Genomic DNA, 24,270 nt, shown 5'->3' on the forward strand with positions numbered 1-24,270 from the left:
CTTAACAGTTTGGAACCACCAAACCCCGAGTCACTTCGGGGTTTTTTCTTTTGAAAATAGTGACATAATAATTCTTGCGCTTAGAGGAAAGTCTAGGTCTAATGAGTGTATGGAATTACCTCTTTGGATCGACTTCTTTGATGAGCTTCAGAATGTACGAGGGCGTTCTCAAAACACGGTGATGGCATATCGTCGTGATTTGGAACTCTATATCGAGTACTCAAAAACCAACAAATCCGTGCCGGGCTTTTACGAGTTTATGAAAAAGCATAAACTTTCAACTCGTTCACAAGCACGTGTTGTTTCCTCCCTGCGCACTTATTTTAAGTACTGTGAAACTCGTGGGCAAACTTGTCCTGAGCTTCGCGAATTAAAGCCGCCGAAGGTGAAGGTAGGCCTTCCTAAAGTTCTGACTCCTCAAGAGTTCCAGCAACTTTTTGATGCAGCAGAAACCAATGATCCAGTGAAGACAGCGCGCAATCAACTGACCTTGCTCTTCTTGTATGGTTTGGGTTGTCGTGTGTCTGAGTTGATTTCTTTGAATGTCGCTGACTTTAATGCCACGGATCGTTGGATCAAAGTTTTAGGGAAGGGAAGCAAAGAGCGTTTGGTTCCTTTGACTGAAAAACTGGCAGAAGAATTGACAAAGTATCTTCGTGACTCGCGCCCAGCTTTGATGAAAGAGAATTCTCCGTCAATCTTGATCAATGATCGCGGACATCGCCCTTCACGTGTTGACGTGTGGAGATGGTTGGCGGCTTGGTCATTGCGAGCGGGCTTTGCAGAACCTGTGAATCCACATAGATTCCGCCATGGTTGTGCGACGGCTTTGCTGGAAAGCGGTGCGGATCTTCGTTCGATCCAGATGTTGCTGGGACATGCTAGTATCCAAACCACACAGATCTATACGAATGTAACAACGAATACGATGACTCGCACAATTGAAGAGCATCATCCGTTATCGCAGTTGCAGGAAGTTGATAAATAGTTTTTGAAATAAAAGTCTTATAGTTTGCGGTCCTCATAGCTTACGGCCCTAATAGCATACGGATAGAGGAGTTCTCATGAAATCTGGGATCTATTGTCTTTTCTATGGTCTTTTGACGTTGCTCATGTTCTTCACTGCGGCGTGCACCTCGAAGAAAGACACGTCGCAACCACGTACCATGTTGGTGGGAACGGACGCCGCTTATGCGCCCTTTGAAAGCGAAGGGCCAAACAAAGAGTTAAAAGGTTTCGATATTGAAATCTTGACTGCCATCGCCGCCAAGGAAGGCATCCCTATCAAGTTTATCAATACTCCGTGGGAGGGGCTGTTCACTCAGCTTGTTAACGGGGATCGTGATATTTTGATCTCTGCAATCACAATTAATGAAGCCCGCAAACAGCAGATGGATTTCTCCAGTCCTTATTTTGAAGCTGTTCAGCTTATAGTTGTGCCAATGAAATCCAAAGTTCAGAAAATGGAAGACCTAAAGGGCTTGAAGGTCGGGGTCCAAACAGGGACCACCGGAGACGATGTGGTTAGCGCTCTTTTAGGAAAAACCAATGCCAATATCAAAAGATTTGAAGGCACTCCTCTGGCGATCAAAGAGCTTGAAAACGGCGGAGTTGATGCGGTGGTTGCAGACAATGGCGTGATCAATAACTTCATTGCCAACAACAAAGTCTCTTTCAAAATTGTTTCCGACAAGAGTTTCTCAAAGGAGAATTACGGAATTGCCGTAAAGAAAGGCAATGTCGAACTTCTTGGAAAAATAAATAAGGGTCTTGAAGCGATCAAAGCCGATGGCACTTACCAGCGCATCTACAACGGGTATTTCGAAGGAAAGAAGTAGAACATGTTCAGTTGGTTCCGCACGGATATCATCGTCGAATACTGGCCGCTCTTTATGCAGGGTTTGGTATCTACTTTGGAGCTGACATTGATCGGAGTCACGGGGGGCACCATTCTGGGGTTGCTGCTTGGCTTGGGTAAAATTGCTTTTGTAGAACATGGATTTTGGAAGTGGCCGGTTCGCTGTTTGATTCGTTGGCCTTCGCAGCTTTATGTCACTTTCTTTCGTGGGACGCCGTTATTTGTTCAGATTCTTTTGATCCACTTCGCCTTGGTGCCTTTATTGATTCATCCCGATCAGGGGATTTTGATTCGAGGGGATCTGGCAATTTTTTTGAAGCAGGAATATGGGGCTTTCATTTCAGGGGCCTTGGCTTTGACTCTCAATTCCGCAGCCTATATTGCGGAGATCTTCCGCGCGGGAATTCAGTCCATAGACAATGGGCAGTTCGAAGCCGCGAGGTCTTTGGGACTTAGCTACTATCACATGATGAAAACTATTATTATTCCTCAGGCTGTGCGCAGAATGCTGCCGCCCTTGGGGAATGAAGCGATCACCTTGTTGAAAGATTCCTCATTGGTTTCGGCGATCGGTCTTGCAGAGCTCGCTTATGCAGCCAGAACAGCCGCAGGAGCTTACGCCAGATACTGGGAGCCTTATTTGTTCATTTCGTTCTTGTACCTTGTGATCACGATGATTCTTTCCTACGGAGTCAGCGTCCTTGAGAGAAAGTACAAAACAATATGATTCGCGTAGAAAAACTCAATAAGTACTTTGGCAAGAAGCAAGTTTTGAAAGATGTCTCTTGTGAGATCAAAGACAATGAGGTGATTTGCATCATTGGTCCTTCGGGATCTGGGAAAAGTACTTTCTTGCGTTGTCTCAACGCGCTTGAAAAAGCGCAAGAAGGTGTGATTGAGGTGGATACCTTTCAAGTTCACGATCCGAAGGCGAATCTGAACGAGCTTCGCTCGCATGTGGGCATGGTCTTTCAAAGATTCAATTTATTTCCTCATATGACGGCGCTCGAAAACATCTGCCTTGCTCCTGAAATCGTGAAAGGTCAAAGTAAGGCAGAGGTTGAGGTGAAAGCCAAAGAGCTGTTGAAGCGCGTAGGTCTTGAAGATAAAGCCGGTTCCTATCCCAATGAACTTTCCGGGGGGCAACAACAAAGAGTGGCAATTGCCAGAGCTTTGGCGATGGATCCCCACGTGATTCTTTTTGATGAACCAACATCGGCCTTGGATCCAGAAATGGTCGGCGAAGTGTTGGAAGTGATCAAGTCCCTGGCTCATAGTGGGCGCACCATGGTGGTGGTGACGCATGAGATGGGTTTTGCCCGACAGGTGAGCGATCGGGTGTTCTTTATGGATCAAGGGCAGATCGTTGAGGTAGGATCTCCATCACAAATATTTGATCATCCCAAAACAGACAGAACGAAGTCTTTCTTGAGTAAAATTCTTTAGAGTATTGGTTTCGTTAAGATATCCGGTGTTCGAAAGAGTAAGCTCCTGCTTTTCAAATTAAGCCCGCGGCAAGGCGGGCTTTTTATTGCTCTATGGTCAGAGCATGAAAATTCAATCCCTCATTCGTGAACAAGATCGTTTGGTCCCCGTGGAAGTTGAAATCAATTTCACTGCGGGCCTGCCACAAATTCAATTCCTAGGCCTTCCAGATCAAGGCATTAAAGAAAGTATTCACAGAATTAAAAGTGCAATTCGCTCGCAAGGTTTTGAGTTTCCCAAAGCTCAACAAGTCCTGGTGAATTTGCGCCCGAATCATCTCAAGAAAAGTTCTCGCGGTTTGGAGTTGGCTGTGGCCATGGGGATTTTGTGGGAATCAGCACAAGTTGAAAAACCTTCTGTAGAGTCTGTGTGCATCTATGGGGAGTTGGGATTACTCGGAGAAGTCTTTGAACCCGAAGATCTCACCGCAGATTTTGATCCGGAAGAAGAAACCATGATTTGGACTGGGCAAAGCCGGGGCGGTCCCGCCGTGTTTGCTCGTGCAGTCATGCACACCTTACAAGATATTCAAGAGCCCACTTATATTTCAGCTTTACCAAGAGAGTATGAAGTCGAAAGACCTCAGACGGGGTTGAGCTTGGATTTTCCGGAACGGCAGGCGGAACTTCTAAGTTTGACCGCTCTTGGGGAGCACTCACTGTTGCTGGCAGGACCTGCGGGGTCAGGTAAGAGCACTATTGCGAAAACTCTGTCCTCACTTTTGCGTGCACCCACTCAAGATGAAATGCATGTGATTGCTCGTAATAACCGGGACAGCAAAGAGGCACAACTTCGCTGGCGTCCCGTGGTGCACCCTCATCATTCGACCTCCCCCCTGGGGTTGATTGGTGGGGGTGTTCCCCCTTTTAAAGGGGAGGTCACTCGTGCCCATAAAGGTGTTTTGATTTTAGATGAACTTTTGGAATTCCATCCTCGCGCGCAGGAATCTTTGCGTGAGCCGATGGAGGAATCCTGTATCCGCATTCGCCGAGGCCGATTCATGGAAGAGTATCCCGCGGAAACTTTGGTGATCGCGACCACGAATCTGTGCCCCTGCGGAGATTGGGTGCCCGGTGCCCGCATTGTCTGTGGGCGCTCCCTGAAGAAGTGTCAGTCCTATTCAGAGCGCCTTTCCGGGCCCCTGGTGGATCGGTTCCAGATGACTTTCTTTACGCATAAGAAGGAAGGGGGAAAGAAAATGAAGGGAAGTGAAATTCTGCAAAGGATTGAGGACGCGAGAAACTTTCGCAAACAGTTGGCGGAAAAAGATCTGCGCTTCAAAAAGGTCGCTGGTTTCTGGCGTTTTGAGGAATTGACGACAGATTTGCCAAGTTTCTACATGCGCGAACTCTTTCCCCAAGAGCTGTCATCAAGGCGCCGTGAACTCGCAACGCTTCGTGTCGCAAGAAGCATTGCGGACTTAGATGGCTCTGAAAAGCTTCAGCCTCAACATATAGAGAGCGCTTTAAAGCTCAGCTATCATCCCTTTGAGGCGCTGAAAAGGCTGGGATGCTAAGGGAAGTCTGTTAAATATTGACTTAAAGGCCCCTTGCCCTTAATTTAGACCTTCACTCTGGGGTGATGTGGCCGAGTGGCTAGGCTCAGCTCTGCAAAAGCTGCTACAGCGGTTCAAATCCGCTCGTCACCTCCAACTTAAAACCCGCTCAACGCGGGTTTTTTAGTTTTCAGACCCTTCTTTTTTATTTCTTGCCGACGTGTGATCTACCCAGAGGCGATCTAGTTGAGACTTAGCAGTATTCCAATAGTATACAGATGCCACGGATCCGCATTTCGTGTACCAGAATCCATCATGCTTCAGTGTTACTTTCTTTGGGGCATCTTCAGTGCAATCGAAGTATCCCTTGGCGCAGGCGTTTTCGACAGTCTCATTCGCCTTTGCCAAAGAGATGATTTTGCTTCCGGGAGTAGAGATATGATCAAGCTCTAACGGTTTGTAGCCCTTGGAAGAGAGCCAAACTACCAGAACATCGTGATCTGAGTCTTTCTTGGCGATTCGAGCACGATCGAGTTTGCCGTCGCCATCAAAATCACTCGCAACAGTAGAGTCAGGATATAATCCATATCTGTCTTGGCAGTCAGGATTGTGGGGGTAGGTGATAGCAACGTATTTGTCGCTATCGATGAATGAGGAATCATGGCGCGGTTTGGTTCCTTTGAAGCTCCAAACTGCCATTCCAAGGACGCCTACAAGAATAAGTGCGATGACTGATCTCATGGAAACTAAAGACCGGCTTCTTCGTCTTTACTTTCTTCTTGGGGGTTCCACTCAAGAAGAGACATCTCAGATGTCTTTGTCCAGTCGATATCCAATTTGCTAATTTTGCGAATGGAGACTTCATCGCCATTGATGGTCCAAAGAAGAGTATCGCCCTTGGCGACCCTCAGGGCTCTGCGAACACGGGCGGGAATTGTTGTTTGATTCTTCTTTGAGGCTTTGGAAGTTGCAGCTTGTTTTGACATAGGTTTGTTGTGCTCCAATATCGCTACACATTGAAATCATGTTCCTTTAAGGATAAGGGGCAAACCGGAGGATGTCGACGGGTCTTAAAAGATCCGCTATAAACCGACCTTTGTACCAGCTTTCGGCAGGGGAGTTTAAAAATGAAAATGCCCTGAAAGACGTCAGGGCATTTTGGGTGTCATATCCTGCTATGAAAAACTGGCTGGGCCCTTGAATTCTTCAATGAGCGGATGGGCGAGTGCTGGCAGCTTTGTCTTTTCCTTTTAGCATAGCTGGTGCGCTTTCACTGTGCGCTTCAATCTTTCCCTCCGTGATTTCGGGAGTGCTGAGCTTGAGGCTGCCAAGATTGTTTTTCACAAAGTCAGCGGCAATGCGAGTGGACTCATCGGCGCCTGCTTTATCCACAAATACGCTCACGGAAGCACCTTCTCCGTGTCCGGTATCCAACCAATAATATGAGATAAAGCCAGGGGCCTTTTCTATGAGCGGTACAAAAATGTCGTGAATTTTTTTGTCGAGTTCTTGGGCGTTTTTCTTGTCAAACTTATATCTACGTATAGCGGCATACATAGGGCTCTCCTTATTGTTGTAGTTAGAAGCCTATGTTGTTCGAAGGGGGAATATATGGGAAGGCAGGAGTGATGGATTTTGGGGAAATACAGGGGTGAGTATTGTAGAGCAACATCGCTACCACCTGATGGTGTTGGCGTGAATTGCCCTCGCTAAGTTACGGCTGATTGAGGCACTGTTGAATGTATTGAACCCGGCGCGGGCCTGCTGGATGACTGGCGTCTTCCATCAAGCCTCCAATCATTTGATAAATTTGAGAAACGATCTGCTGGTTCAATAGGTTCTGATTGCGCATTTCTTTGATCGCCAGGCAGTCCGCATCGAATTCAAAAGTGGGTGGATAGTAGTTATTGAAAGTCAAAGACACGATATGTCCCAGGCGATGGTGCGCGCATTCGTGGGCCAAGATAAATTGATTCACTCCGGGAGAGTTGTTTTGCATCAATTGTGGGTTCACTAATATGACTGGGGCGCCATTGATGATTCTGCCTTCGCCAGCTTGCATGATTTGAAAGTTAGATTGGTAGATAACGTTGTATTGGTTGGAGTCGACACATTGGTCGATATTCATCAAAGCATGAGACTGACTGCTAAGTGCAAGAATCGCCAAAAAAAGAAAGTGCCGCATGTTTATCTCCTAAGGCTCGCAAAGGTAGTTTCTTGGGGGCCGGAGGTAAATAGCTTCGGCGGTTTCTTGAAAATGTTTCTTGTTTGGCTAAAGGCAGTGCAGTCGCAAATGGGGGCTTTGTCTTATCATTTTTCAGACCTGCCGGGCTTCTAGGATTGAACATGTTCGGCCTGTAATAAACAGGAAATCTTTACTAATGGGCAAAGGTCGCTCCCGGATTCTGGGGGAGTTCGCTACAACCTCCAAAAATAACTTTTAGTTTATACGGGACGTTTTAATGAAACAATTTAGTTTGTCGCTAGTAATTGCGTTTTTTTCGTCGTTCGCATTCGCACAAATGTCTGTTCCTCCGGTGAATGCACCCACGGCGCCAATAAACGCTGAGGCGGGAGTTTCCGGCACTAAAAGATTTGATATCCTTCATAATATTGATACGTCAGCGTTTCCGGATGTGGGGCCTGTTTCAATCGGCTATGTAAGTGTTAATTTGCCGCAGGGAGTGAAGGCAGATACCTCTGGATGCAGTAATGGTTCAAGTCCGGCTCCTGGCGCTAAGATTCCAGACTGTGTGATTATCTATAGTTGGAGTGGGTTAAAAGAAGGTACCTACACAATCGCCACCGATTTGGTTCTAAATTTGAGTGTTGCTGATATGACAATCCCATTAAAGATTATTATGTCCACACCTCTTATTGTGAGCGCCTCAAGTGAACATCAGCAGCCTTCGACGCCTCCTTCTACAAAGCTTCCGCCAACAAATACTCAGCTTCCGGGGAAATGTAATAAAGGAGTCGGAAATCCCAATATTCCGGGTAACTCTATTGTTAACGTAGACAATCTTTCCTTGGCTGAAACAATTCCTCTAGTTGGAGTACCATTCACATTGAACTATTCGAGTGATCGATTTAGAGAAGATTCCAAGGTAAATACGAAGTTGATTGGGTTCGGTGGGTGGACACCTTCTCTAGTTCATTCTTTTGATAGTAAAAACAACATTGTCTATGAGGGGGCGAATTCTATTCGTAAGCTTTCGGGCGTCAGTAAGACAGCGAATGGTTTCTCTTTAGCGAGCTCTAATGCTGGCGAAATCTATTTATTTAATAGTGATGGGCTTCATTTGCGGACTGTTGATGCGCTTTCCGGGGTCACTAGATGGTCTTTCGGATACGATCAGCTAAAGCGTCTGGTTAGTGTTACTGATCAGTTTGGAAATTTGACGGGGATTCAATATTCTAAGGGAGTAGTTGTTGTTACTTCTCCATATGGTTTGATTTCAACCTTGATTATTAACGACAACGGTTTCCTTTCTCATGTTACAAATCCAAATAATGAAAGCTATAACTTGGTAACAGACTCAAAGGGACTTTTGATTTCATTTCAAAAACCAGGAGGTCAAGCTACTAAGGTAACTTACGATAGTGACGGATTCATGCTTAGAGATGAGGGAGCTGGAGGAAGTTATATTGAACTTGCTAGAAGTTTCAACCAGGAGACCCAAACTCAAGTCGTTGTTGCTTCAAATGCGCTCAATCAAAAGACAACATATCAGACATCTTCTGTTCAAGGTGGATTTGAGCGTACTATAATTGAATCACATGGAGGATACTCTAAGATTTCAACAAGAGATCAAGATTCTGATGGCTATGTTGATATTTATGGATCAGTTTATCAGTCAAAATTGATGGGCGATCCACGTTTTTCATTTCATGCCCCTTATGAATCTCAATCAAATCTGAAATTTGCAAATTCAAATATTAACATTATCAAGACAGTTAGTAAGTCAGCTGAGTTACTTGATGCCAGAGATCCATTAAGTCTAAAGTCTCTTTCGACAGTTGTGATGCTGCAAAATGACCCCAAGCGAGTCTTTACGTCGATTTACGATAGTGCAAAACGTCTGATTACTGTGAAGTCTCCACTCAATCGAATTGTATACCAAGCTTTGAATAATGGCGGTCTTGTCGGCTCTGTTCAAATAGGAAACTTGGTTCCCACAACAATGACTTACGATTCGCGAGGAAGAATAAGCTCGGTTGTTAGGGGAGATCGTGCTCATAACCTATTTTACGATGAGTCTGGAAATTTAAAATCTAGTGTTGATTCCTTAGGTAGAGCAACAGCGTACCAGTACGATAAATCGGGTCGCATTATTGAAACTCATTTGGCGGATGGTGCTTCAGTCTTATTCAGTTACGATTCAAATGGAAATGTTTCAAGTATTACTCCTCCCAATAAACAAGCTCACTCTTTTGGATACAATGTATTTGAGTTAATGGGGAGCTATTTGCCTCCAGCTATAGGGTCTAGAATTTCTGGTTCTACGGTTTACTCGTATAATTTGGCAAAACAACTTTCTCAAATAACACGTCCGGACGGTGTTGTTGTATCTTTCGAGTATGATGCAAAATCTGGGGCTCTTAATAAGGTTTCTTCGCCAGCTGGCAGTTTTCAGTATGTTTACGCTGAAAAGAGCGATTTGCCTCTGAAAATTACTTCCCCTGATAATGTTCAACTATCTTATCAATATACAGGCAACTTGCCCTTGGTGGTGAGTACTGCAGGTTCAGTAAGTGGGACTATTAGCTACTCTTATAATGTCGATGGAACACTTGCGACAATTCGAGCTGCTGGGGTTGACGGAAAATCTGTACAAGTAGGATTGAGTTATGACCTAGATGGTCTTCTTACTGGTGTGGGGACTTTGACAATGACTCGCAATAATGTTGGAGCGGTGTCTGCAACGGCGATGGGGAAAGTTACTGAAGGAGTCGGATTCAACAACTATGGTGAATTAATCTCGTCGGGGTTTTTCTTTGATAAGAAGCCACTTTTCGGAATGAGCTATAACCGCGATAAAGTGGGCCGTATCACAGCTTCACAAGACGTTACGGGTGTCAGCAAAGTCGTTTCAACATATGAATACGACGATCAGGGAAGGCTCACAAAGGTCGCTAGGGGAACAGAGTTGAGAACTTATACCTACGATGCCAATGGCAACCGAGTTGGGTTTAAGAGTGGTTCTAAGTCATATACAGGTATTTATGACGAGCAGGATCGCTTGTTGTCATATGGGGACTCAAAGTTTGAGTATAATGACAATGGTGATCTTCAGACTCGTACGGATGTGAATCCGGAGACAAAAGAGACGAAGATGACTTCATATACATACGACGTTTTCGGAAATCTCCGTAAGGTCGTTCTGCCAGATGGAAGACTGATTGAGTACGTAATCGACGGACAGAATCGCCGCATTGGGAAAAAGATTAACGGGAAAGTCGTTCAAGCTTTCATCTATCAATCACAATATCAAATTGCGGCTGAGATGGACGGCTCAGGGAGGATCGTTAAATCGTTCGTTTATGCATCTAAGTTCAACGTTCCTGATTATGTAAACTACAATGGCAGACAATACCGCATCATCTCTGACCAAGTTGGGACGCCAAAGATGATCGTGGATAGTTCAAACGGTCAGGTAGTTGAAAGTTTCAATTGCGATGAATTTGGTGTTTCTCAAGACGGAAAAGTCAGTAACATAATTCCTTTTGGTTTTGCAGGAGGTCTTTATGATGCGGATACGGGATTGGTGCGTTTTGGTGCGAGAGACTATTCTCCAGTGGCTGGTAAATGGACGACAACAGATCCACTCCGGTTTAATGGGGGAGACACGAACTTGTATGGGTATGTCTTAAATGATCCGATAAATAAAATTGATCCAATGGGACTGCAGGCTCCGGGATTTAATCCTGTTCCTCCAGATCAAGGGCCAGTCGATCCATCGGATTGGTGTGATCTTCATCCAGACATTTGTTCGCCTTCAAAGTATTGTGCGCAACATCCTGATAAATGTAAATCTCCTTATGGAAATGATTCTTCCCCGCCGTTTGGTACTCCAGTGTCGCCGGTAGCACCAAGTGCTTATTGCTTAATACACCCAGGCGCTTTAGGATGTTCGGAAATGCCAGAACCAGAGCTTCCCAATCAATGTCCAGCAAACTAAATGAGGCGTAAGTGAGAAAAGTAGCTGTTCTAAGTTTCTTTATTGCAGTATGCATTTGCCTTGTAAGCCAAGCTGAAAATGCGAATTCACCTGGCTTTGTTCAAACCTTAAAATTGAGCGACTTTGTCTGCAGCGGAGATTTTGAGTCTCTTGTCCGGGAGGGCAAAAAGGTATCATCTGAAGACAATCTTTATGTCCTTACAAAATTAACTTTGTTATCGGCGCCAAGCGAATTGGCCAGCACACTTGAAAAAGGTAGTGTGGGTAAAGTCATTGTAAAGGAATTGTCAGATATTGATCGGTTGATTTTTGCGAGTGCTTTGATGAGGTCAAATTCAATAGACCATTTGCGGATGATGGAATTGTTGAGTTTTCACTCTTCAAATTCAATAATAGAGGCCTACCGAAAATATCATGTGGCTAAGCTGGAGTACAATATTTCTCCGACTCAATCATTTGACAAAGTAATACAGGCTTTTTACGATCTTCCTTATTTAGATGCTTCACTCTTGCATCAAATTTTCTTACTAGGTTTAAGGGATAAACATCCTGAGCTTGTTCTTAAACAATTTTTTCCCTACATTGATCAATTACCTGAAAAATCAGCTGCTCATTATTTGTTACAAGCAGATAAAGACTTTTTGCTGTCTAGGGTTAACCGTAATGAGATCGATATTTCTGCAATCCAAGCAGCTTATGGTCTATGCAAATATGACATGGACGTCGCGATTTTCTATGCGTCGTTGTTGGTTAATAAAAAAATGAACGACGAGGCCGAGCGGGTTCTTTTGGCGTTGGTGGAGAAGTATCCGAAGTACCCAGTTTATGTTGATCTCACTTTGGCAAAGATATTTTTCATTAAGAATGATTTGAAAAATGGAAAAAAATATTTTGATAGAGCAAATCAAAAGAAAGAATTGCTAGAAAAAGACAACCAAAAAGAGTTGGAAGGTCTTTCTGTGGCTACCCGTAATCGAGATTCATACCTTATATGGATTTTGGCTGGGGCGGCATTTTTGGTTGGATGCGCATTTTTGATATATAGAAAACTGAAAATTAAAAAATATATTTAGTCTTTCAAGAGAATATTCTGTATTCAAAATGGGCTCTGTCAATTTGGGTGTACTTAACCGTAAAGCGTGATTTTCGAAAGTCGGAATTTAAGTCACACAACTGTATGATCAGTCTCGCGGGTATTTGTGCATTGATTGTTGCTTTGTCTGGTGTAGCAAGAGTGGTTCAGTAAAGTGACTCGATCCGTGATTGCCGTCAGGGGTTGGTCGCAACTTTGGAATCTAATTCAGAGTTTTGAGGTCACCCAATGAAGTATTTCTTTAGCACACATAAAAAGAGACGATTTATGCTTTGGATTTGCGTCTTAAGCATAATGTTCTTTGGTGGTTTGTTGGGTAGTTTCTTTTGGGTGGCAGCGTCAGCAACAGATAAACCGCAAATCATCTTTTTGCTGATCATTTTGGTGTTGGCATTGATTGAGCTATATAGAGTAGTTGGTGACATTCAAACGGTGAAACTCACCGATGATTCCATCGAACTCAGTATTAAAAAATCTCAGGGTATTGAAGAGAGAAGGTGCTCTTATTGCGATATTCAAGCGCTCGAGAAGAGATCGCAGGGGCTGCATCTAGTTATTGTTTTTAAGGATGGATATAGATTTCCTCTAAGCAGTAGGTTAGAGCTTGATTTAGCGAGTGCGGGTGACCGTGAAAAAGAAGTCTTCTTGAAGATTCCTGGATCGGGAGAACAGAAGCATGCGCGCTTATTGAAAATGCTCATTCAGCAGAAAATTAATGATCCATCGTAAACAATCCTAAAGGTGTGATCGGGTGCCGCAGGCTGATCCGTTCATTCGCACCACGTAAGCTTTAACTCTAGGCATTTAGGCAAAGCTTACTAACCATTTTTCTAAGTTAAATATTTAACGATCCCCTCGATGTGTGTGAGGGCTGGAGTTATTATTCAGTGGCAAGCATCTCATTGAGCTTCATGACAGTTTTCCAGTTTCTCATTGTAACAGGGGATCCAGCGGCCTTGTTGATCCATGTTGGTGTCAGTTTTGATCTTGCAACGCCATCTGCAAAATCTATCCAAATGGCATCATTGATGATTTTGATACGTTCGTTTGCTGCTGCACGTTCGCTCAATATACTGTCGATATTCGCAGGTAGCGGTAGTTTAGAAAGGCCGATCATAAGTAAGTTCGGTCGACTTTTGGCAGCATCAGTAAATGGTTCCTTTGAGGCATAGGTTTTCCATTGCTTTTCCGTTCGGACGACGACGTCAACCGCGAAACCAAAATGCTTCTGAATCGCCTTTTCTAATAAAACCGTTGTATCTGCAGCACTTAACTTGTCGACCTCAAATATGAGATTGCCGCTATTGATATAGGTTTTGACTTGTTGAAGTCCGGCTTTGACAGCAATTGAATGCAGTTCCTTCATCGGAACCTTGCGGTTCCCACCAACGTTAATTCCCCGTAAAAGTGCTACCATCTTCATTCAGTGTCTCAATTTTCAAATGCTACGAATTCAAAGGCATAGTTGTTGTTTAATTCTCAAAGAACTTGACAGGCATGCAGCTGAACCCTTTTGACTCATCCTGTATCAAGCTCCTAAGTAATGCAAATTCAAATCTATCGTAAAACCGCGGACGCGGGGAGTGCCGTAGAGCACTGCTCGTAAACTGAACCAGCGTTCTTGTTAAAAAGTCTGAGCCGATGGGGTTGAGTGTCGGTGATCTGCATAGAGCGATGCTATGCCGACGCGTCGCTCGAACTACACCGGCATAGCATGGATGCTATCTCCGGCGCGCAAGTCCGCAGGGTTGAGGACAGGAGTCCGAGACATCTAAAGCACGGTAGCTGGTTCAACTGTCATTCTCCTCAGCTACCGCTGCCATCGCCAACCATTTTCCTTGCATGTCTTTGGCTGTTAACTACAATTAGTTTATGAGTGAAAATAACAGACCATTCAGTGATAAATGGATGCTTTTGATTCCAATTGGTCTTAGCTTTCCGCTTTACGACTATTTCACGAAGGGGTGTTTTAGGATACCTCGAACGACTGAAATTTGTGGAGATCAGGCGACTTTGGCAATTGTTGTAGTATGCGTTTTTTGGCTTTCATTTCCAGCTTTGTATTTATACCGACGATTTAAAGGTAAATCTAATGCATGAAAAAAATGATCGAGACTCCCTTAGATCTGATTGTTGAAAAGAATCCATCTTCTTCGTTATCGCTGAATTGACTGTGTTGATGGTTCCTGCCTTCATCCCTTCGGGCTTCGCTTAGAAGTAGCATCCTGCTACTTCTATCCTCGAGTATTCTTAAATACGCCTGTGGGAATCAATCCAGGTTCGCCTCAAATCTGAATGCTTTTGATTAATCCCTGGATTCACACCGAGAGACAAAGAAACTTATCCATCGTAAATAATCCGGAAGGTCTGAACGGGTGCTAAAAGCTCATCCGTGAACCTGCTCTACAGATATTCATTCTCAAGTCCTAAAAGCGAATTGAAAACCTACCAGGGAGACTGACGCTATATAATTCTAGTTAAATATTTAATCGGAGGGGGTTAATAACTACTTTCGTTGTTTTGTGGTAGGTTTCTTTCCATTTCCCCTTACTGACGGAAGCTTAAAAGGTGGAACATCAATCCAGCGTTTTGAGATTGCTCGCACTGGTATAGGATTTGTTTTAATTGGAAATTTCTTTATTAAATAGCGATCCATCTGACTCACAATGTTGACGTGTTTTTCTAGCTCTTCTTTGGCGTCATTGAAAGTAAAGTTGATGTATTCGAGGTCTTTATATTTTTCCGGAGCTGATATTCTTTTTCTAAACAGGTCATTAATTTTTCCCGAATTGTGAACGATGATATTTCGTATCTGATTGCAGTCGCTGATATATTTTATTTTTTCCTCATCTAGAGGTTTAATCCCCCATTTGTCGCCTAGTTCTATAAAAATAGCGTTCGTATTTTTATAGAAAAGTGATTGAATCTTTTGGTGAACAATATGGTTATGTAATTTCTTTAAATCCGGAAAACTTAATACTGTCTCAAGAGAGATTTGGCTTTTGTCTTTCAACATTATTGGATTTGATTGAAATACTTCTGTCAGTATCGCGCTTAAGTAGTAATTGAGGCTATCAATTGATTTGACGTACATCGTTCCTGCAAAGTTCGGTTCGTGCTGCTGAAGGTGATCTTTATAAATGCTGGTGGAGTCGTCATACGCATATTTTTCAGGCTCTATCTTTGCCAAGGTTTTTGCAGCGCGATTTCGATCTCCATCAATTTTCGAAGCCATTATTTGAACAAAGTCTATAAGCATAAGGGATTTGATCGTTTCTTCTATGTTATAAATTGCTGCTTTTGATGCTTTCGCTGTTTTGGCCATTTTTAGTTCCATTTTTTCTTAATTAGAATCGCTCGTATTCTATCGGAAAATGATTTGCCGTTGCTCGTTCTAAATTGAGAAATGTAACATAAACCTTGAACAATTTATTTTGATTAAACTTAGGCCTGTATATGGCCGTTGAGTGATCTCAAAAGAGGGGATCATGACTTATCAAGATAAAGTGGCCGCCTGGAATGAGTTCGTTAAATCTAAAAAAATGCAACGAGGCTATGCGCAGTTTCCAACACTTACGTATGTTAAGTTCGGTCATGAACCAGCTCCACTATTATTTTGGGGCTTCTGGGAAATTACTGCACTTCTTGGAATTAACTATGGAGTAGGCTGGGGTATTGCAATGCATTTCCTATCCTGGAAACAAATGAATGCTCCTCTTTGGCTTCAAGTTGGAGCAGCCGTTTTTGCAGGCCTTTCTTTTGGAGCTGTAATGGCTTGGATGATGAAGCGACAACTCAAAAAGTATAATTTAAGTACCTGGGAAAAGTTCGTCGCTGAAATTCAAAACAAAATGAAGTCGGCCTAGTATGAAGTTATCATTTTTCTTTGCGCTTCTATTCGCGATCTTCTTATTGGATGACATTTCCTATGCGCGAGGTGGTGGACGATCTCATGGTGGATCTCACTCGTCCAGGTCTTATCACACTTCATCTTCTCGGTCCTATCATTCATCGCCTCGCTCAAGCAGTGTCCGAGTTCACGGATATACTAAGAGGAATGGCACTCATGTGCAGGCTCATCATCGTACCCATGCAAATGGGACTAAGAGGAATAATTGGAGTACTAGGGGGAATGTGAATCCGTATACGGGAAAAGTTGGTACGAAAGATCCCTAGAATTAGGATGCTTTGTACTGATTAGAATTATTGTGTCTGCTATTGGTGGGACAGTCTATTATGGAATTCTAACCATGAGGCCAACTACCGTTTGGAAATACTTTTTAAGTCTTGGTTTGTTGATATTAGCGCTATTAGTAATTGAGCTGATTGAATCTGCTTTCTGGAAACCCACGAATATTCATGATGAAAATAGTAAGCCTAAATAGATCTAGGAGTTCCATTTGCTGAATTTTGAAAGAGAAATTATCTTTTGTGCCTTGTCCACCAGGGTTGACATAATTGCATAACCTACGATCTGTTAGTTCTGTCTCCCACCTGTTTCGATTTTCAGTATATTCTGTCCGGGATAGTGTGGACCCCGCCGGGTGATTCTATGTCTTGCTTTCGGCGCTCGAGTCAGTATTCAAGGAAACCTTTCCAATAGAGACGATGTTTCCCGATTGATCGAAGATAGGGAAAATAGTTGAAAGATGTCTTACCTCTAAGCCTTGAATTGATAAAACTTCGTCAAAGGTCAATGGCTGCCGAGTTCTTATAACTTGCTGTTCTTTTTCAAGACTTGAGAATTTGAGTTCGGTTGACTGAAGGCGTTTTGCTTTCTGTCCCAATAGTGAATCTCGTGAGGTCCCGATGGAGCGGGCAAAGGCAGCATTGCAATTGGTGATTGTGCCATCACAGTCTGTCACCAATAGCAGAAAGGGGGCGGAATCCAATATCTGCTGATTGCGAATTTGGTAATTGCGTTCTTCGGTAATATCGCGGGCAGAGGCGAATCTTACACCGAGTTCGGCATCGGCGGCGGCGCTCCAGCTTAAGGTTCTATAGGTCTTATCGGCTGCGCGATATCGGTTCTCAAAACCGACGGAGCGTATACCCAGATTCAAGGCTTCGATGTTCTTTAATGTCGACTCTTGATCGTCGGGGTGAATGAAGTCAACAAACGGGGTGCTGAGCAATACTTTCTCGTTGTATCCCAAAGTGTTAATAAGTGACGCGCTGACTTTCTTTAAAAGACCATCATTTCCTGCGACGGCCATGAGGTCGGTGGAGATGGAGAAAAATCGATCTAAGGTGATTTGGGAGTGTTCGGCTTCGGACAGGCGCGATTGCAGCTTCTTATACTCATGCTGTGCTTTGGCGGATTCAAGGCTGGAGGAGTGGCAGGCCGCAATCCCAAAACATGCCAGAGTTGGGGTTAGTACGATAAAGGCGATAAACTGATTTGTGCTGATCGTTGGAAGCACAACGGCGCCAATCGCAAAGAGAGCGGATAGAAGTAAAATGGCAATCAAAGAAAACAAAGTGATCTTGTTTTGTAAATGCCAGAAGCTGAAATATTCAATTGTTTTTTTCTTCTCGCTTAGATTCAATCAGGGCCTCACAACCAGTCTAAACGAATCATATATAACGTGTGTCGATCATTCAAGTAAACTTAGGGTTGTTTGCGAAAAAGGCAAATTTACCCCTGACTTTGTTCAACCGGGCCACGAAGCCACGGATTGGCAAGATCATTTTGCAGGTGCGGTTTTGGTTTGATTCTCAAGATATTTTGAAACCCATTGTGTGAATTCCTTTTCGTCGACGACTTTATTGAATTCCTTTAACAAGGTTTGATTGAGACTATCAGATTTAAATCCAATTCCATATTGATTGAGGGCTATAATCTTGGGATTCACTTTGAGCTGATACGCCAAGGGTTTGATTTCGGGATTTGTTGTTGTGATGAAGTTAAAGACATTAAGATCGATAAATATAAAATCCACACGCTTATGAATCAACTTTAAGATATTGATGGAGTCGCTTGCTGCCGATTCCAGGTGTTGCATATTGTTTTTGTAGATGGCAGCAACCTGAGATCTTAGAACATATCCGGCAACATTGCCCCCTTTGTACTTCAAAAGGTCACGGGGCTCTTTCCAGATTATGGGCTTGTCTTTTCTTTCAACAATCACCCAGGGTGTCTTATAAAATAGTTTTGAGAGAATGAGCTTGTGATTAAAATTTTCATCGGTAAAGGAGGGGAAGAAGCCGTTGATTTTTTTATCACTGAGCCCAACATTCCGAATTCTTGGAACAGGTTCGAACCGAACCTCAAGGTCATATCCTGCTTTTTTGAATGTTTGCCGAAGCCCATAGATCGCGGCTCCTTGGTCTGGCAGATGGGGACTCATAAATGGTGGAATATCCATTGTGATTAAGGTGATCTTTTTGGATGATGCCGATGACAATGTGCTTGAAATTAGAATTACAAAAAAGACGAGTAAATTCATAAAGGCCTCGGGAAGTCTTAGCAGATGTCCGCATGGAATTCCAAATTACGAATAATTTAAAGAGGTGTTCTCATATGATGATATGTCGTTCGTGTGGCTCGAGAAGTTGGCGCAACGAAAAAAAGAGCCCAGTGGTTAATGGGGCTCTTTTTGCTGAAAATTAGTTCATGCCATCCAAGAATTGGTAAGACTGGCGTGGCGCGATTTCGTGAATCTGACCGTCGATGTCGGTTTTTACAGGTGATGCTTGGGAGCCATTAATTTGGTATAAGTATCCATCCTGAGTCAACGCCATCATAGTATTGCCGACCTTGTGGATGCGCTTATATTTTTGGTCCATTTTTACAGATGATGGGCGCAATAACGCGCGGCCATTCTGACAACCAAATTCATAAACAGTTCCCGTCGAAGTCATCACATAATTGATGTCGGCAGTTCTCGTGTAACCGTTGATATACAATATTCCCACGGGAGTTGCACCGTTAAAGCTCAAGTCGCTTGTAGACGGTGAGCGTGGGTCACAGGCAAGAGTGACTCTATCTGTGTAGATTTTTGCATTCCACTGAGCGGCAATATGCAAATCCACCAAGCGAGATCTTTCCTCTGGTGATTTTGAATTGTATTCAACAACGGCATCACCTGCAGCTTGTGAAATCTCTCCAGCATTCTTCGTGAAAAGATAGCGCGCCGTTTGTGACTTATCATCTGGGAACAGAATCATGTGCTGAGCTCGTGGAACAATGTGACCCAAAGCAGGTGTTTGACCTTGAGATTTCATACGGAAGGCATTGCCAATATCCATCAAATAAAGATCGCGAGACTCTGCCATCAGCAGAAGATTTTCCTGTCTGTTGACTCGTGTCGGAGTTTCAAAAGCTTCATCTGCGTAAGTCACCGCAGATGCCATCGCATAGGCTCTTAATGCTGGATGAAGATCTGTCGCATATTTTGCCAGCTGAGCGTAAGTTTCAACTGTGACTGCATAAGATCCGCCATCAGAAATTCTGCTGTCGCAGGCACCTTGAAGATTTTTTCTGGCTCCACGGGAGCAAGTGATATGAGGGTAACCATCAATATGACGTGCCTCATGCATAAATACACTAGCGCGATCTAAAGACGAAAAACTATCCGTCAACATCATAGGGCATACATACATTGTGTTGCCGAAGCCATAAACGTAAGCTCCGACACCCTTCGGACAGCTGCTTTGAACGTTAAGATCATTAATGCGACCGATAAAGTAGTTGTACCAGCTTTGAGCAAAGCGGCCAGAGAACAATTCATCTGAGCTTGGTTTCATATCCTGCGCGAATGCTGTTTTGCGCATGTACATGATTGTTGCGATAAGATTCGAAGTTTGTGAACCGTCATAGCAGTATTCTTTGCCAGACAATTTTTTGAACTGAGAAAAATTAGAAGCGATTTCAGCCATTTCTTTTTGCGAGACACAATCGCCAGCAAATGCAGATGAACCGATACTTCCCAGGAACAAGCCCAAGGCCACTAAAAGTATTTTCATAAAACCCCTCCGTTTTAAAAATACACCAAAAAGTCTAGTACAGAGGGACGGGATGGCACTAAAAAAGTGTGAATGCGGGGCGCATTAATGCAATTCTTTGAGTCTTTTCTGTGCGTAAGCACGCAGGGACGGTTCTTTGATTTGAGCGATTCTGGCTGTCAACTCACCTCGAAAATCAGGTGTCTGTCGAACTTTTTCAATCAAAGCATCAATGGTCATATGACGCAGAGAGCGCTCTTGGGCTGAAAGAGTTTCATCTGTAGAGTGCACGGTATGATCTCCCGCAAGCTGCAAAGGTGCCTCCATCACTGTGAGGAGGGCCTCTGCTGTTTTATTGGGTGCTAAGGTTAGCAAATAGGTGCCTAAAATTCGTTGTTTTGCTGGGCCCGACATATTCAGGCTTTGTTGAGTTAAATACTGAATTTCTTCGGGGCGCATGTTCTGAACACGCTCTCGCAGTTCCAGCTCCGTATTGCCGGGTTGAGCTGTGGATTTTTCAAGATCTTCGGCCTCTTTGGAAAACCACTGCTGAAATTCTGCTGAAACCGTGGAGCTTTCCGATGCCGCAGTTCCTTCAGAGCCTTGGGATGGCGGAGTCAGGGAGTGCGGCGGCGCGGAAGTTGCGGGAGAAGAGCTCAAGGTTGGCAGTGTCGCATTCAGGGACTCTGAATTTTGGGGGCGAAGAACAAAGATCAACAACCCCAAACAGACAATGATGACTGAGAACAGCGCCGCTTTCTTCATGGCTTAGAGTTCGCTGTATTTGCGGAATGCTGGGCGCGAATTCATTTTCTCCATCCAATGTTGGACATTCTTGTATGGAGATACGTCCATATGGAGATGAGTTAAAATGCTTACAACCGAAGCCATGTTGATATCTGCAACGCTGAATTTGCCACCGACCAAATAGTCTTTATTTGTAAGAGCCTGATTTAGGATGTTCATCAAACCAGGGATCTTCTCTTTGGCTTTCTCAATCACCGAATGATTGCGTTTGTCTTCCGTGACAAAGATCATTTGGATTAAGATATCGACAAGAGGTGGTTGAAGTTCAGTCATCGCCCAGACGCTCCACTGGGCCACGTGGCCTTTTTCCTCAGGAGTGGAGCCCAGCATCTCAGGCATGTATTTTTCCGCAAGATATTGATTGATCGCAATGGATTCCCAAATCACATAATCATTTTCTTTAAGGCAAGGCACTTTACCGTTGGGATTGAGCGCCAAGAACTCGGGTGACTTATGCTCTTTGTTTTTCATATCCATAGGCATAGTTTTATATTTGAGTCCAAGCTCTTCGAGCATCAGATAAACACGTCCTGCACTTGATCTTGGTGAGCCATAAACTTCAATCATCATATACCTCCGGTAGAACCTCACACTAAGACCTCGCCCTTAACCTGGCAAGGAGCGCCGTATCTTTAGGGGATTTGCACGTTTTTGGCTATTGAATCGGGCGAAATTAATCAGATTCTTCAAAGCGAAAATTGTCTGGGCTGTCTAATGTTCTCGAGGGCGCGAGTGTGGCGTCCAATAGGGCCACAGCATCACTCTGAGACACTAATTTGTGAGTTGGAATTTACCTTAGTTACACCGGTAGTTCTATCGCGCACAGTTCCTTGGCCTGCCTCTTGCTTTGAATCACTGCAAGTGAGGTGGAAGATGGCTCAAAACAAAATTTTGATGGCGACATCGGTTCTGTTGATGACGTTAAATAGCTACGCAGGTGAGTCCGGTATGTCATCGGCTTATTCCTTTGGTGGAGCTTGTGCCTCTCAAGGAGTGTGGACTCAAACAGCCCTGGCCAGCACTCAAGAGTTGCGCCGGATCACACTTCAGCTTCGTGATGACCCTAACTGTAAAGCCTTAGGTGCCTCTGTGCAAAATGCGGTGGCCAGTCTTGAAGATCAGGTAAAAATGATCTCGGACACACCTCAGCGTGCAAGTCGTCTGGCGCAGCTTCCAAATGAAATCAGCGCTTTAAGAAATTTTCTCGTGAGCTCTCCGGATATGAAAAGTCAGGTTCTGCAGTTGATGATGAACCGTTCTATTGAAAGTGCGACTTTAGGGGCTCAGGTTCAGCAGGACGCAACGTCCATGGCTTCGGGAATGACTGACTTCAACACGCGTTTGCAGCGTGGGGCGAATACGGGCTTGCAATTGACCAATCAAGTAATCGACAGCATTCCTCAGTTGGAGGAATGTTTGACGGATTCATCGTCCATGGCCTTTGGTAACTATATTGCGGCGGCGGTGAAAGTGGTTTCATCCTTTGCCTCTTCTGGTGAGGGTGGTTCAGGCAGCAATCTGGCGACAACAATTTCCAAGATCACAGGAGTGATGAGAAACGGGAAGTACGCGTCGGTTTTGAAGAAATTGAATCAGCAGGAGTTTACTGCTTCCATGGCTTGCTTGATGGAAGTAACGACGGACTCATACTGTTATAACCGTGACGGCATGGCGCTATTCCAAAAGGGAATGGAAGATGTTCGCGTTCGAACCGAAGCGGAAGACAAAGTGACGCCTACCAATCCTTTTGCCGGCTATTACGTTTTAAATACTCATGTCCCTAATGTGACTAAATGGTTGCAGAAGATTCAAATTGGTGTGGATCCAAAGCTTCCGACAGACGCGGAATTCCAGAACAAGATCCTGCAAGAGGTTACGGAATTCTATAAAGGCGTTAAGGTCTTGTTGGGTGATTATAATACAGCGGTTATTACCATTAAATCCATGCCGACATTGTTGGCAAAACAAAATGCCGTGCTGAAACTGATTGGTCAAATTGAGTCCAGCATGAACGGTGCTTCGCGCTTTGGCGAAAACAAGACAAGCTTCTTTACCATGAGCAGAACGCCGGTCACGATTCCGTTTGATTTGATTGGGATGCCAACTCCGGATCAGGTTCTGGGAAAAACGTTCCCGAAACTTTCTTATGATGAATGGCTGCAAGCCAATATGACGACTTTGCCGATGTTCCAGGATCCGGTGGTTTTGGCAGAAACCATTGGTAACAACATGAAGCAAATTGTTCAAGAAGCCAATATCTCGGCCATCGAGTATTTCAATAAGTGGTACATTGTTGATAAATCAGCTCTGGTAAATGAGTCCATGATCGACATCAACTACACGGTGAAAGACAGCTTGAATGCGATCAATCAATATCTGGAGAATTTTAAAGAGCGGTCTGCCAAGTACAACGGCGATGCCTCTATCATGCCTGCGGTCGTCGATACTCAAGTTCGTATTAAAAGAATTCTTGATGCCTATGAGCGAGTCGAACAGCAAGGTCGACTTCTGTCGCAAAAGCAGGATTTAACCAAAATGACTCCGGCGCAGATTGATGAAATGTCAGCGACTTATGAGACCTTGGTGAATACCGTCTATGCAGAATTTAACGTGATGTTGTCGCGTTCGGGATTCCTGGCCAATCGCATGGTGAACTTCGTTTATCAGGACTACATCCTTCTGGTGAAGAACAAAGTAAACTTCACTGAATATCAGCAAGAGCTCTTTGTCTCTTCCGGGATGGCGGCGTTTGATAAGATGCTTCAGACCTACAACGGAAATCCTGCACAGATTCAAAACGACTTGAACATGGGTTTGCGAATCAACTTGGGTAATATTGAAGCCCTTGAAGCCCTTCTTAAGAATAACGTGATCTCTGCAGTATCAGATCTTAAGCAGGTTGAAAACGGGCAGCCAGACGGTGTTTTCAGTCGCTATGGACGGATTTTACAGGACATGGTGGATGATAAAGAAGTCTCGCCAATGCACAATCTTTTCTCTGTGGTCCCGAAGTCCTTGTATTACTGGTTTAAGAACTCAGATCGTTATGCAGCACTCGGAACAGCGGCGGGTCCTCAGAGTGAGTTCAATGATGCTCGGTATGTGCGCTCGCAAATGTGTATCCAAGGATTGGCTTTCGTAAATCAGACAGGGCTGCAAAACCTTTGTCAGGATGCGGTTTTGAAAAGTCCAATCCCTGGTGCTGATGTAGAGAAATACAACGTCTCATACAGCAAGGAACTCGATCGCAATTTGAACACTCCGGACGTCAGCAAACAAATGCAGGTTTCTTTGAACCGCTCGAGTCGGATCTGTGCTTTCCGCGACTTCAATCGCAGAAACATGGTGCTATTCATGACTTTGGGTAAAACGAAGTAAAAAAAAGCGGTGGTGGAAGAACCCG

At 44.1% G+C, this 24,270-nt stretch carries 21 protein-coding genes and 1 tRNA gene; 11 read left to right on the forward strand and 11 right to left on the reverse strand.

Features of this window, described 5'->3' with window-relative positions; all coding sequences use genetic code 11:
• Positions 1 to 109 precede the first annotated feature (109 nt).
• The 6 genes from NWE73_RS07670 (at position 110) to NWE73_RS07695 (ending at position 4,994) form a co-directional block, all read left to right on the forward strand.
• Positions 110 to 988, forward strand: coding sequence for a site-specific tyrosine recombinase (locus tag NWE73_RS07670; protein ID WP_277577716.1), 879 nt, complete (start codon positions 110 to 112; stop codon positions 986 to 988).
• A gap of 76 nt (positions 989 to 1,064) precedes the next feature.
• Positions 1,065 to 1,838, forward strand: coding sequence for a basic amino acid ABC transporter substrate-binding protein (locus tag NWE73_RS07675; protein ID WP_277577717.1), 774 nt, complete (start codon positions 1,065 to 1,067; stop codon positions 1,836 to 1,838).
• A 3-nt stretch (positions 1,839 to 1,841) separates the two neighbouring features.
• Positions 1,842 to 2,585: an amino acid ABC transporter permease gene (locus tag NWE73_RS07680; protein WP_277577718.1), complete on the forward strand. Its 744-nt coding sequence runs from the start codon at positions 1,842 to 1,844 to the stop codon at positions 2,583 to 2,585.
• Entirely contained in the window at positions 2,582 to 3,304 is a 723-nt protein-coding gene (locus tag NWE73_RS07685) for an amino acid ABC transporter ATP-binding protein (RefSeq protein WP_277577719.1), read from the forward strand. The genes NWE73_RS07680 and NWE73_RS07685 overlap by 4 nt, the downstream gene beginning before the upstream one ends.
• A gap of 103 nt (positions 3,305 to 3,407) precedes the next feature.
• Positions 3,408 to 4,859, forward strand: a complete 1,452-nt coding sequence (locus NWE73_RS07690) for an ATP-binding protein (RefSeq protein ID WP_277577720.1) — start codon at positions 3,408 to 3,410, stop codon at positions 4,857 to 4,859.
• A gap of 61 nt (positions 4,860 to 4,920) precedes the next feature.
• Positions 4,921 to 4,994, forward strand: a tRNA-Cys gene (locus tag NWE73_RS07695).
• Positions 4,995 to 5,021: 27 nt separating this feature from the next.
• On the opposite strand, the gene NWE73_RS07700 is transcribed toward NWE73_RS07695, so the two are convergent.
• The 4 genes from NWE73_RS07700 to NWE73_RS07715 all read right to left on the reverse strand — a co-directional run bounded on the left by NWE73_RS07700 (position 5,022) and on the right by NWE73_RS07715 (position 7,023).
• Entirely contained in the window at positions 5,022 to 5,579 is a 558-nt protein-coding gene (locus tag NWE73_RS07700) for a hypothetical protein (protein ID WP_277577721.1), read from the reverse strand.
• A gap of 5 nt (positions 5,580 to 5,584) precedes the next feature.
• Positions 5,585 to 5,824 carry an AbrB/MazE/SpoVT family DNA-binding domain-containing protein gene (locus NWE73_RS07705; RefSeq protein WP_277577722.1) on the reverse strand — a complete coding sequence of 80 codons (240 nt, stop codon included), beginning with the start codon at positions 5,822 to 5,824 and terminating at the stop codon, positions 5,585 to 5,587.
• A 220-nt stretch (positions 5,825 to 6,044) separates the two neighbouring features.
• Positions 6,045 to 6,395: a hypothetical protein gene (locus tag NWE73_RS07710; RefSeq protein WP_277577723.1), complete on the reverse strand. Its 351-nt coding sequence runs from the start codon at positions 6,393 to 6,395 to the stop codon at positions 6,045 to 6,047.
• 157 nt (positions 6,396 to 6,552) lie between these two features.
• Positions 6,553 to 7,023: a M48 family metalloprotease gene (locus NWE73_RS07715; RefSeq protein WP_277577724.1), complete on the reverse strand. Its 471-nt coding sequence runs from the start codon at positions 7,021 to 7,023 to the stop codon at positions 6,553 to 6,555.
• 277 nt (positions 7,024 to 7,300) lie between these two features.
• Between NWE73_RS07715 and NWE73_RS07720 the strand changes: the two genes are divergently transcribed.
• The 3 genes from NWE73_RS07720 (at position 7,301) to NWE73_RS07730 (ending at position 12,842) form a co-directional block, all read left to right on the forward strand.
• Positions 7,301 to 11,020: an RHS repeat protein gene (locus tag NWE73_RS07720; protein ID WP_277577725.1), complete on the forward strand. Its 3,720-nt coding sequence runs from the start codon at positions 7,301 to 7,303 to the stop codon at positions 11,018 to 11,020.
• Positions 11,021 to 11,031: 11 nt separating this feature from the next.
• A complete protein-coding gene (locus tag NWE73_RS07725; protein ID WP_277577726.1) occupies positions 11,032 to 12,093 on the forward strand; it encodes a hypothetical protein in 1,062 nt (353 codons plus the stop codon).
• Between the two features lie 248 nt (positions 12,094 to 12,341).
• Entirely contained in the window at positions 12,342 to 12,842 is a 501-nt protein-coding gene (locus tag NWE73_RS07730) for a hypothetical protein (RefSeq protein ID WP_277577727.1), read from the forward strand.
• Between the two features lie 151 nt (positions 12,843 to 12,993).
• On the opposite strand, the gene NWE73_RS07735 is transcribed toward NWE73_RS07730, so the two are convergent.
• Positions 12,994 to 13,536 carry a DUF1697 domain-containing protein gene (locus NWE73_RS07735; RefSeq protein ID WP_277577728.1) on the reverse strand — a complete coding sequence of 181 codons (543 nt, stop codon included), beginning with the start codon at positions 13,534 to 13,536 and terminating at the stop codon, positions 12,994 to 12,996.
• A gap of 1,083 nt (positions 13,537 to 14,619) precedes the next feature.
• The gene (locus NWE73_RS07740) at positions 14,620 to 15,450 is read right to left on the reverse strand and encodes a hypothetical protein (RefSeq protein WP_277577729.1); all 831 of its coding nucleotides are present in this window, start codon (positions 15,448 to 15,450) and stop codon (positions 14,620 to 14,622) included.
• Between the two features lie 151 nt (positions 15,451 to 15,601).
• Here NWE73_RS07740 and NWE73_RS07745 point away from each other — a divergent pair, with 151 nt between their 5' ends.
• Positions 15,602 to 15,979 (forward strand): DUF6404 family protein, encoded by a 378-nt coding sequence (locus tag NWE73_RS07745; RefSeq protein WP_277577730.1) that lies wholly within the window; start codon positions 15,602 to 15,604, stop codon positions 15,977 to 15,979.
• A 684-nt stretch (positions 15,980 to 16,663) separates the two neighbouring features.
• Here the strand turns inward: NWE73_RS07745 and NWE73_RS07750 are convergent.
• From NWE73_RS07750 to NWE73_RS07770, 5 genes are all read right to left on the reverse strand, one after another.
• Positions 16,664 to 17,662, reverse strand: a complete 999-nt coding sequence (locus tag NWE73_RS07750; RefSeq protein WP_277577731.1) for a PAS domain-containing protein — start codon at positions 17,660 to 17,662, stop codon at positions 16,664 to 16,666.
• Between the two features lie 138 nt (positions 17,663 to 17,800).
• Positions 17,801 to 18,562: a type 2 periplasmic-binding domain-containing protein gene (locus NWE73_RS07755; RefSeq protein ID WP_277577732.1), complete on the reverse strand. Its 762-nt coding sequence runs from the start codon at positions 18,560 to 18,562 to the stop codon at positions 17,801 to 17,803.
• A gap of 160 nt (positions 18,563 to 18,722) precedes the next feature.
• Entirely contained in the window at positions 18,723 to 20,081 is a 1,359-nt protein-coding gene (locus NWE73_RS07760; protein ID WP_277577733.1) for a hypothetical protein, read from the reverse strand.
• An 84-nt stretch (positions 20,082 to 20,165) separates the two neighbouring features.
• A complete protein-coding gene (locus tag NWE73_RS07765) occupies positions 20,166 to 20,825 on the reverse strand; it encodes a hypothetical protein (protein WP_277577734.1) in 660 nt (219 codons plus the stop codon).
• Between the two features lie 3 nt (positions 20,826 to 20,828).
• A complete protein-coding gene (locus NWE73_RS07770) occupies positions 20,829 to 21,437 on the reverse strand; it encodes a glutathione S-transferase family protein (RefSeq protein ID WP_277577735.1) in 609 nt (202 codons plus the stop codon).
• Positions 21,438 to 21,740: 303 nt separating this feature from the next.
• Here NWE73_RS07770 and NWE73_RS07775 point away from each other — a divergent pair, with 303 nt between their 5' ends.
• Positions 21,741 to 24,245, forward strand: coding sequence for a hypothetical protein (locus NWE73_RS07775; protein ID WP_277577736.1), 2,505 nt, complete (start codon positions 21,741 to 21,743; stop codon positions 24,243 to 24,245).
• Positions 24,246 to 24,270 lie beyond the last annotated feature (25 nt).

The sequence above is a fragment of the Bdellovibrio svalbardensis genome (assembly GCF_029531655.1).
Classification (GTDB): Bacteria; Bdellovibrionota; Bdellovibrionia; order Bdellovibrionales; family Bdellovibrionaceae; genus Bdellovibrio; species Bdellovibrio svalbardensis.

Excerpts from the sequence above, each read along its gene's own strand:
- NWE73_RS07670 (WP_277577716.1), top strand. The coding sequence starts at position 110 with ATGGAATTACCTCTTTGGATCGACTTCTTTGATGAGCTTCAGAATGTA.
- NWE73_RS07675 (WP_277577717.1), top strand. The coding sequence starts at position 1,065 with ATGAAATCTGGGATCTATTGTCTTTTCTATGGTCTTTTGACGTTGCTC.
- NWE73_RS07680 (WP_277577718.1), top strand. The coding sequence starts at position 1,842 with ATGTTCAGTTGGTTCCGCACGGATATCATCGTCGAATACTGGCCGCTC.
- NWE73_RS07685 (WP_277577719.1), top strand. The coding sequence starts at position 2,582 with ATGATTCGCGTAGAAAAACTCAATAAGTACTTTGGCAAGAAGCAAGTT.
- NWE73_RS07690 (WP_277577720.1), top strand. The coding sequence starts at position 3,408 with ATGAAAATTCAATCCCTCATTCGTGAACAAGATCGTTTGGTCCCCGTG.
- NWE73_RS07700 (WP_277577721.1), bottom strand. The coding sequence starts at position 5,579 with ATGAGATCAGTCATCGCACTTATTCTTGTAGGCGTCCTTGGAATGGCA.
- NWE73_RS07705 (WP_277577722.1), bottom strand. The coding sequence starts at position 5,824 with ATGTCAAAACAAGCTGCAACTTCCAAAGCCTCAAAGAAGAATCAAACA.
- NWE73_RS07710 (WP_277577723.1), bottom strand. The coding sequence starts at position 6,395 with ATGTATGCCGCTATACGTAGATATAAGTTTGACAAGAAAAACGCCCAA.
- NWE73_RS07715 (WP_277577724.1), bottom strand. The coding sequence starts at position 7,023 with ATGCGGCACTTTCTTTTTTTGGCGATTCTTGCACTTAGCAGTCAGTCT.
- NWE73_RS07720 (WP_277577725.1), top strand. The coding sequence starts at position 7,301 with ATGAAACAATTTAGTTTGTCGCTAGTAATTGCGTTTTTTTCGTCGTTC.
- NWE73_RS07730 (WP_277577727.1), top strand. The coding sequence starts at position 12,342 with ATGAAGTATTTCTTTAGCACACATAAAAAGAGACGATTTATGCTTTGG.
- NWE73_RS07735 (WP_277577728.1), bottom strand. The coding sequence starts at position 13,536 with ATGAAGATGGTAGCACTTTTACGGGGAATTAACGTTGGTGGGAACCGC.
- NWE73_RS07740 (WP_277577729.1), bottom strand. The coding sequence starts at position 15,450 with ATGGAACTAAAAATGGCCAAAACAGCGAAAGCATCAAAAGCAGCAATT.
- NWE73_RS07745 (WP_277577730.1), top strand. The coding sequence starts at position 15,602 with ATGACTTATCAAGATAAAGTGGCCGCCTGGAATGAGTTCGTTAAATCT.
- NWE73_RS07755 (WP_277577732.1), bottom strand. The coding sequence starts at position 18,562 with ATGAATTTACTCGTCTTTTTTGTAATTCTAATTTCAAGCACATTGTCA.
- NWE73_RS07760 (WP_277577733.1), bottom strand. The coding sequence starts at position 20,081 with ATGAAAATACTTTTAGTGGCCTTGGGCTTGTTCCTGGGAAGTATCGGT.
- NWE73_RS07765 (WP_277577734.1), bottom strand. The coding sequence starts at position 20,825 with ATGAAGAAAGCGGCGCTGTTCTCAGTCATCATTGTCTGTTTGGGGTTG.
- NWE73_RS07770 (WP_277577735.1), bottom strand. The coding sequence starts at position 21,437 with ATGATGATTGAAGTTTATGGCTCACCAAGATCAAGTGCAGGACGTGTT.
- NWE73_RS07775 (WP_277577736.1), top strand. The coding sequence starts at position 21,741 with ATGGCTCAAAACAAAATTTTGATGGCGACATCGGTTCTGTTGATGACG.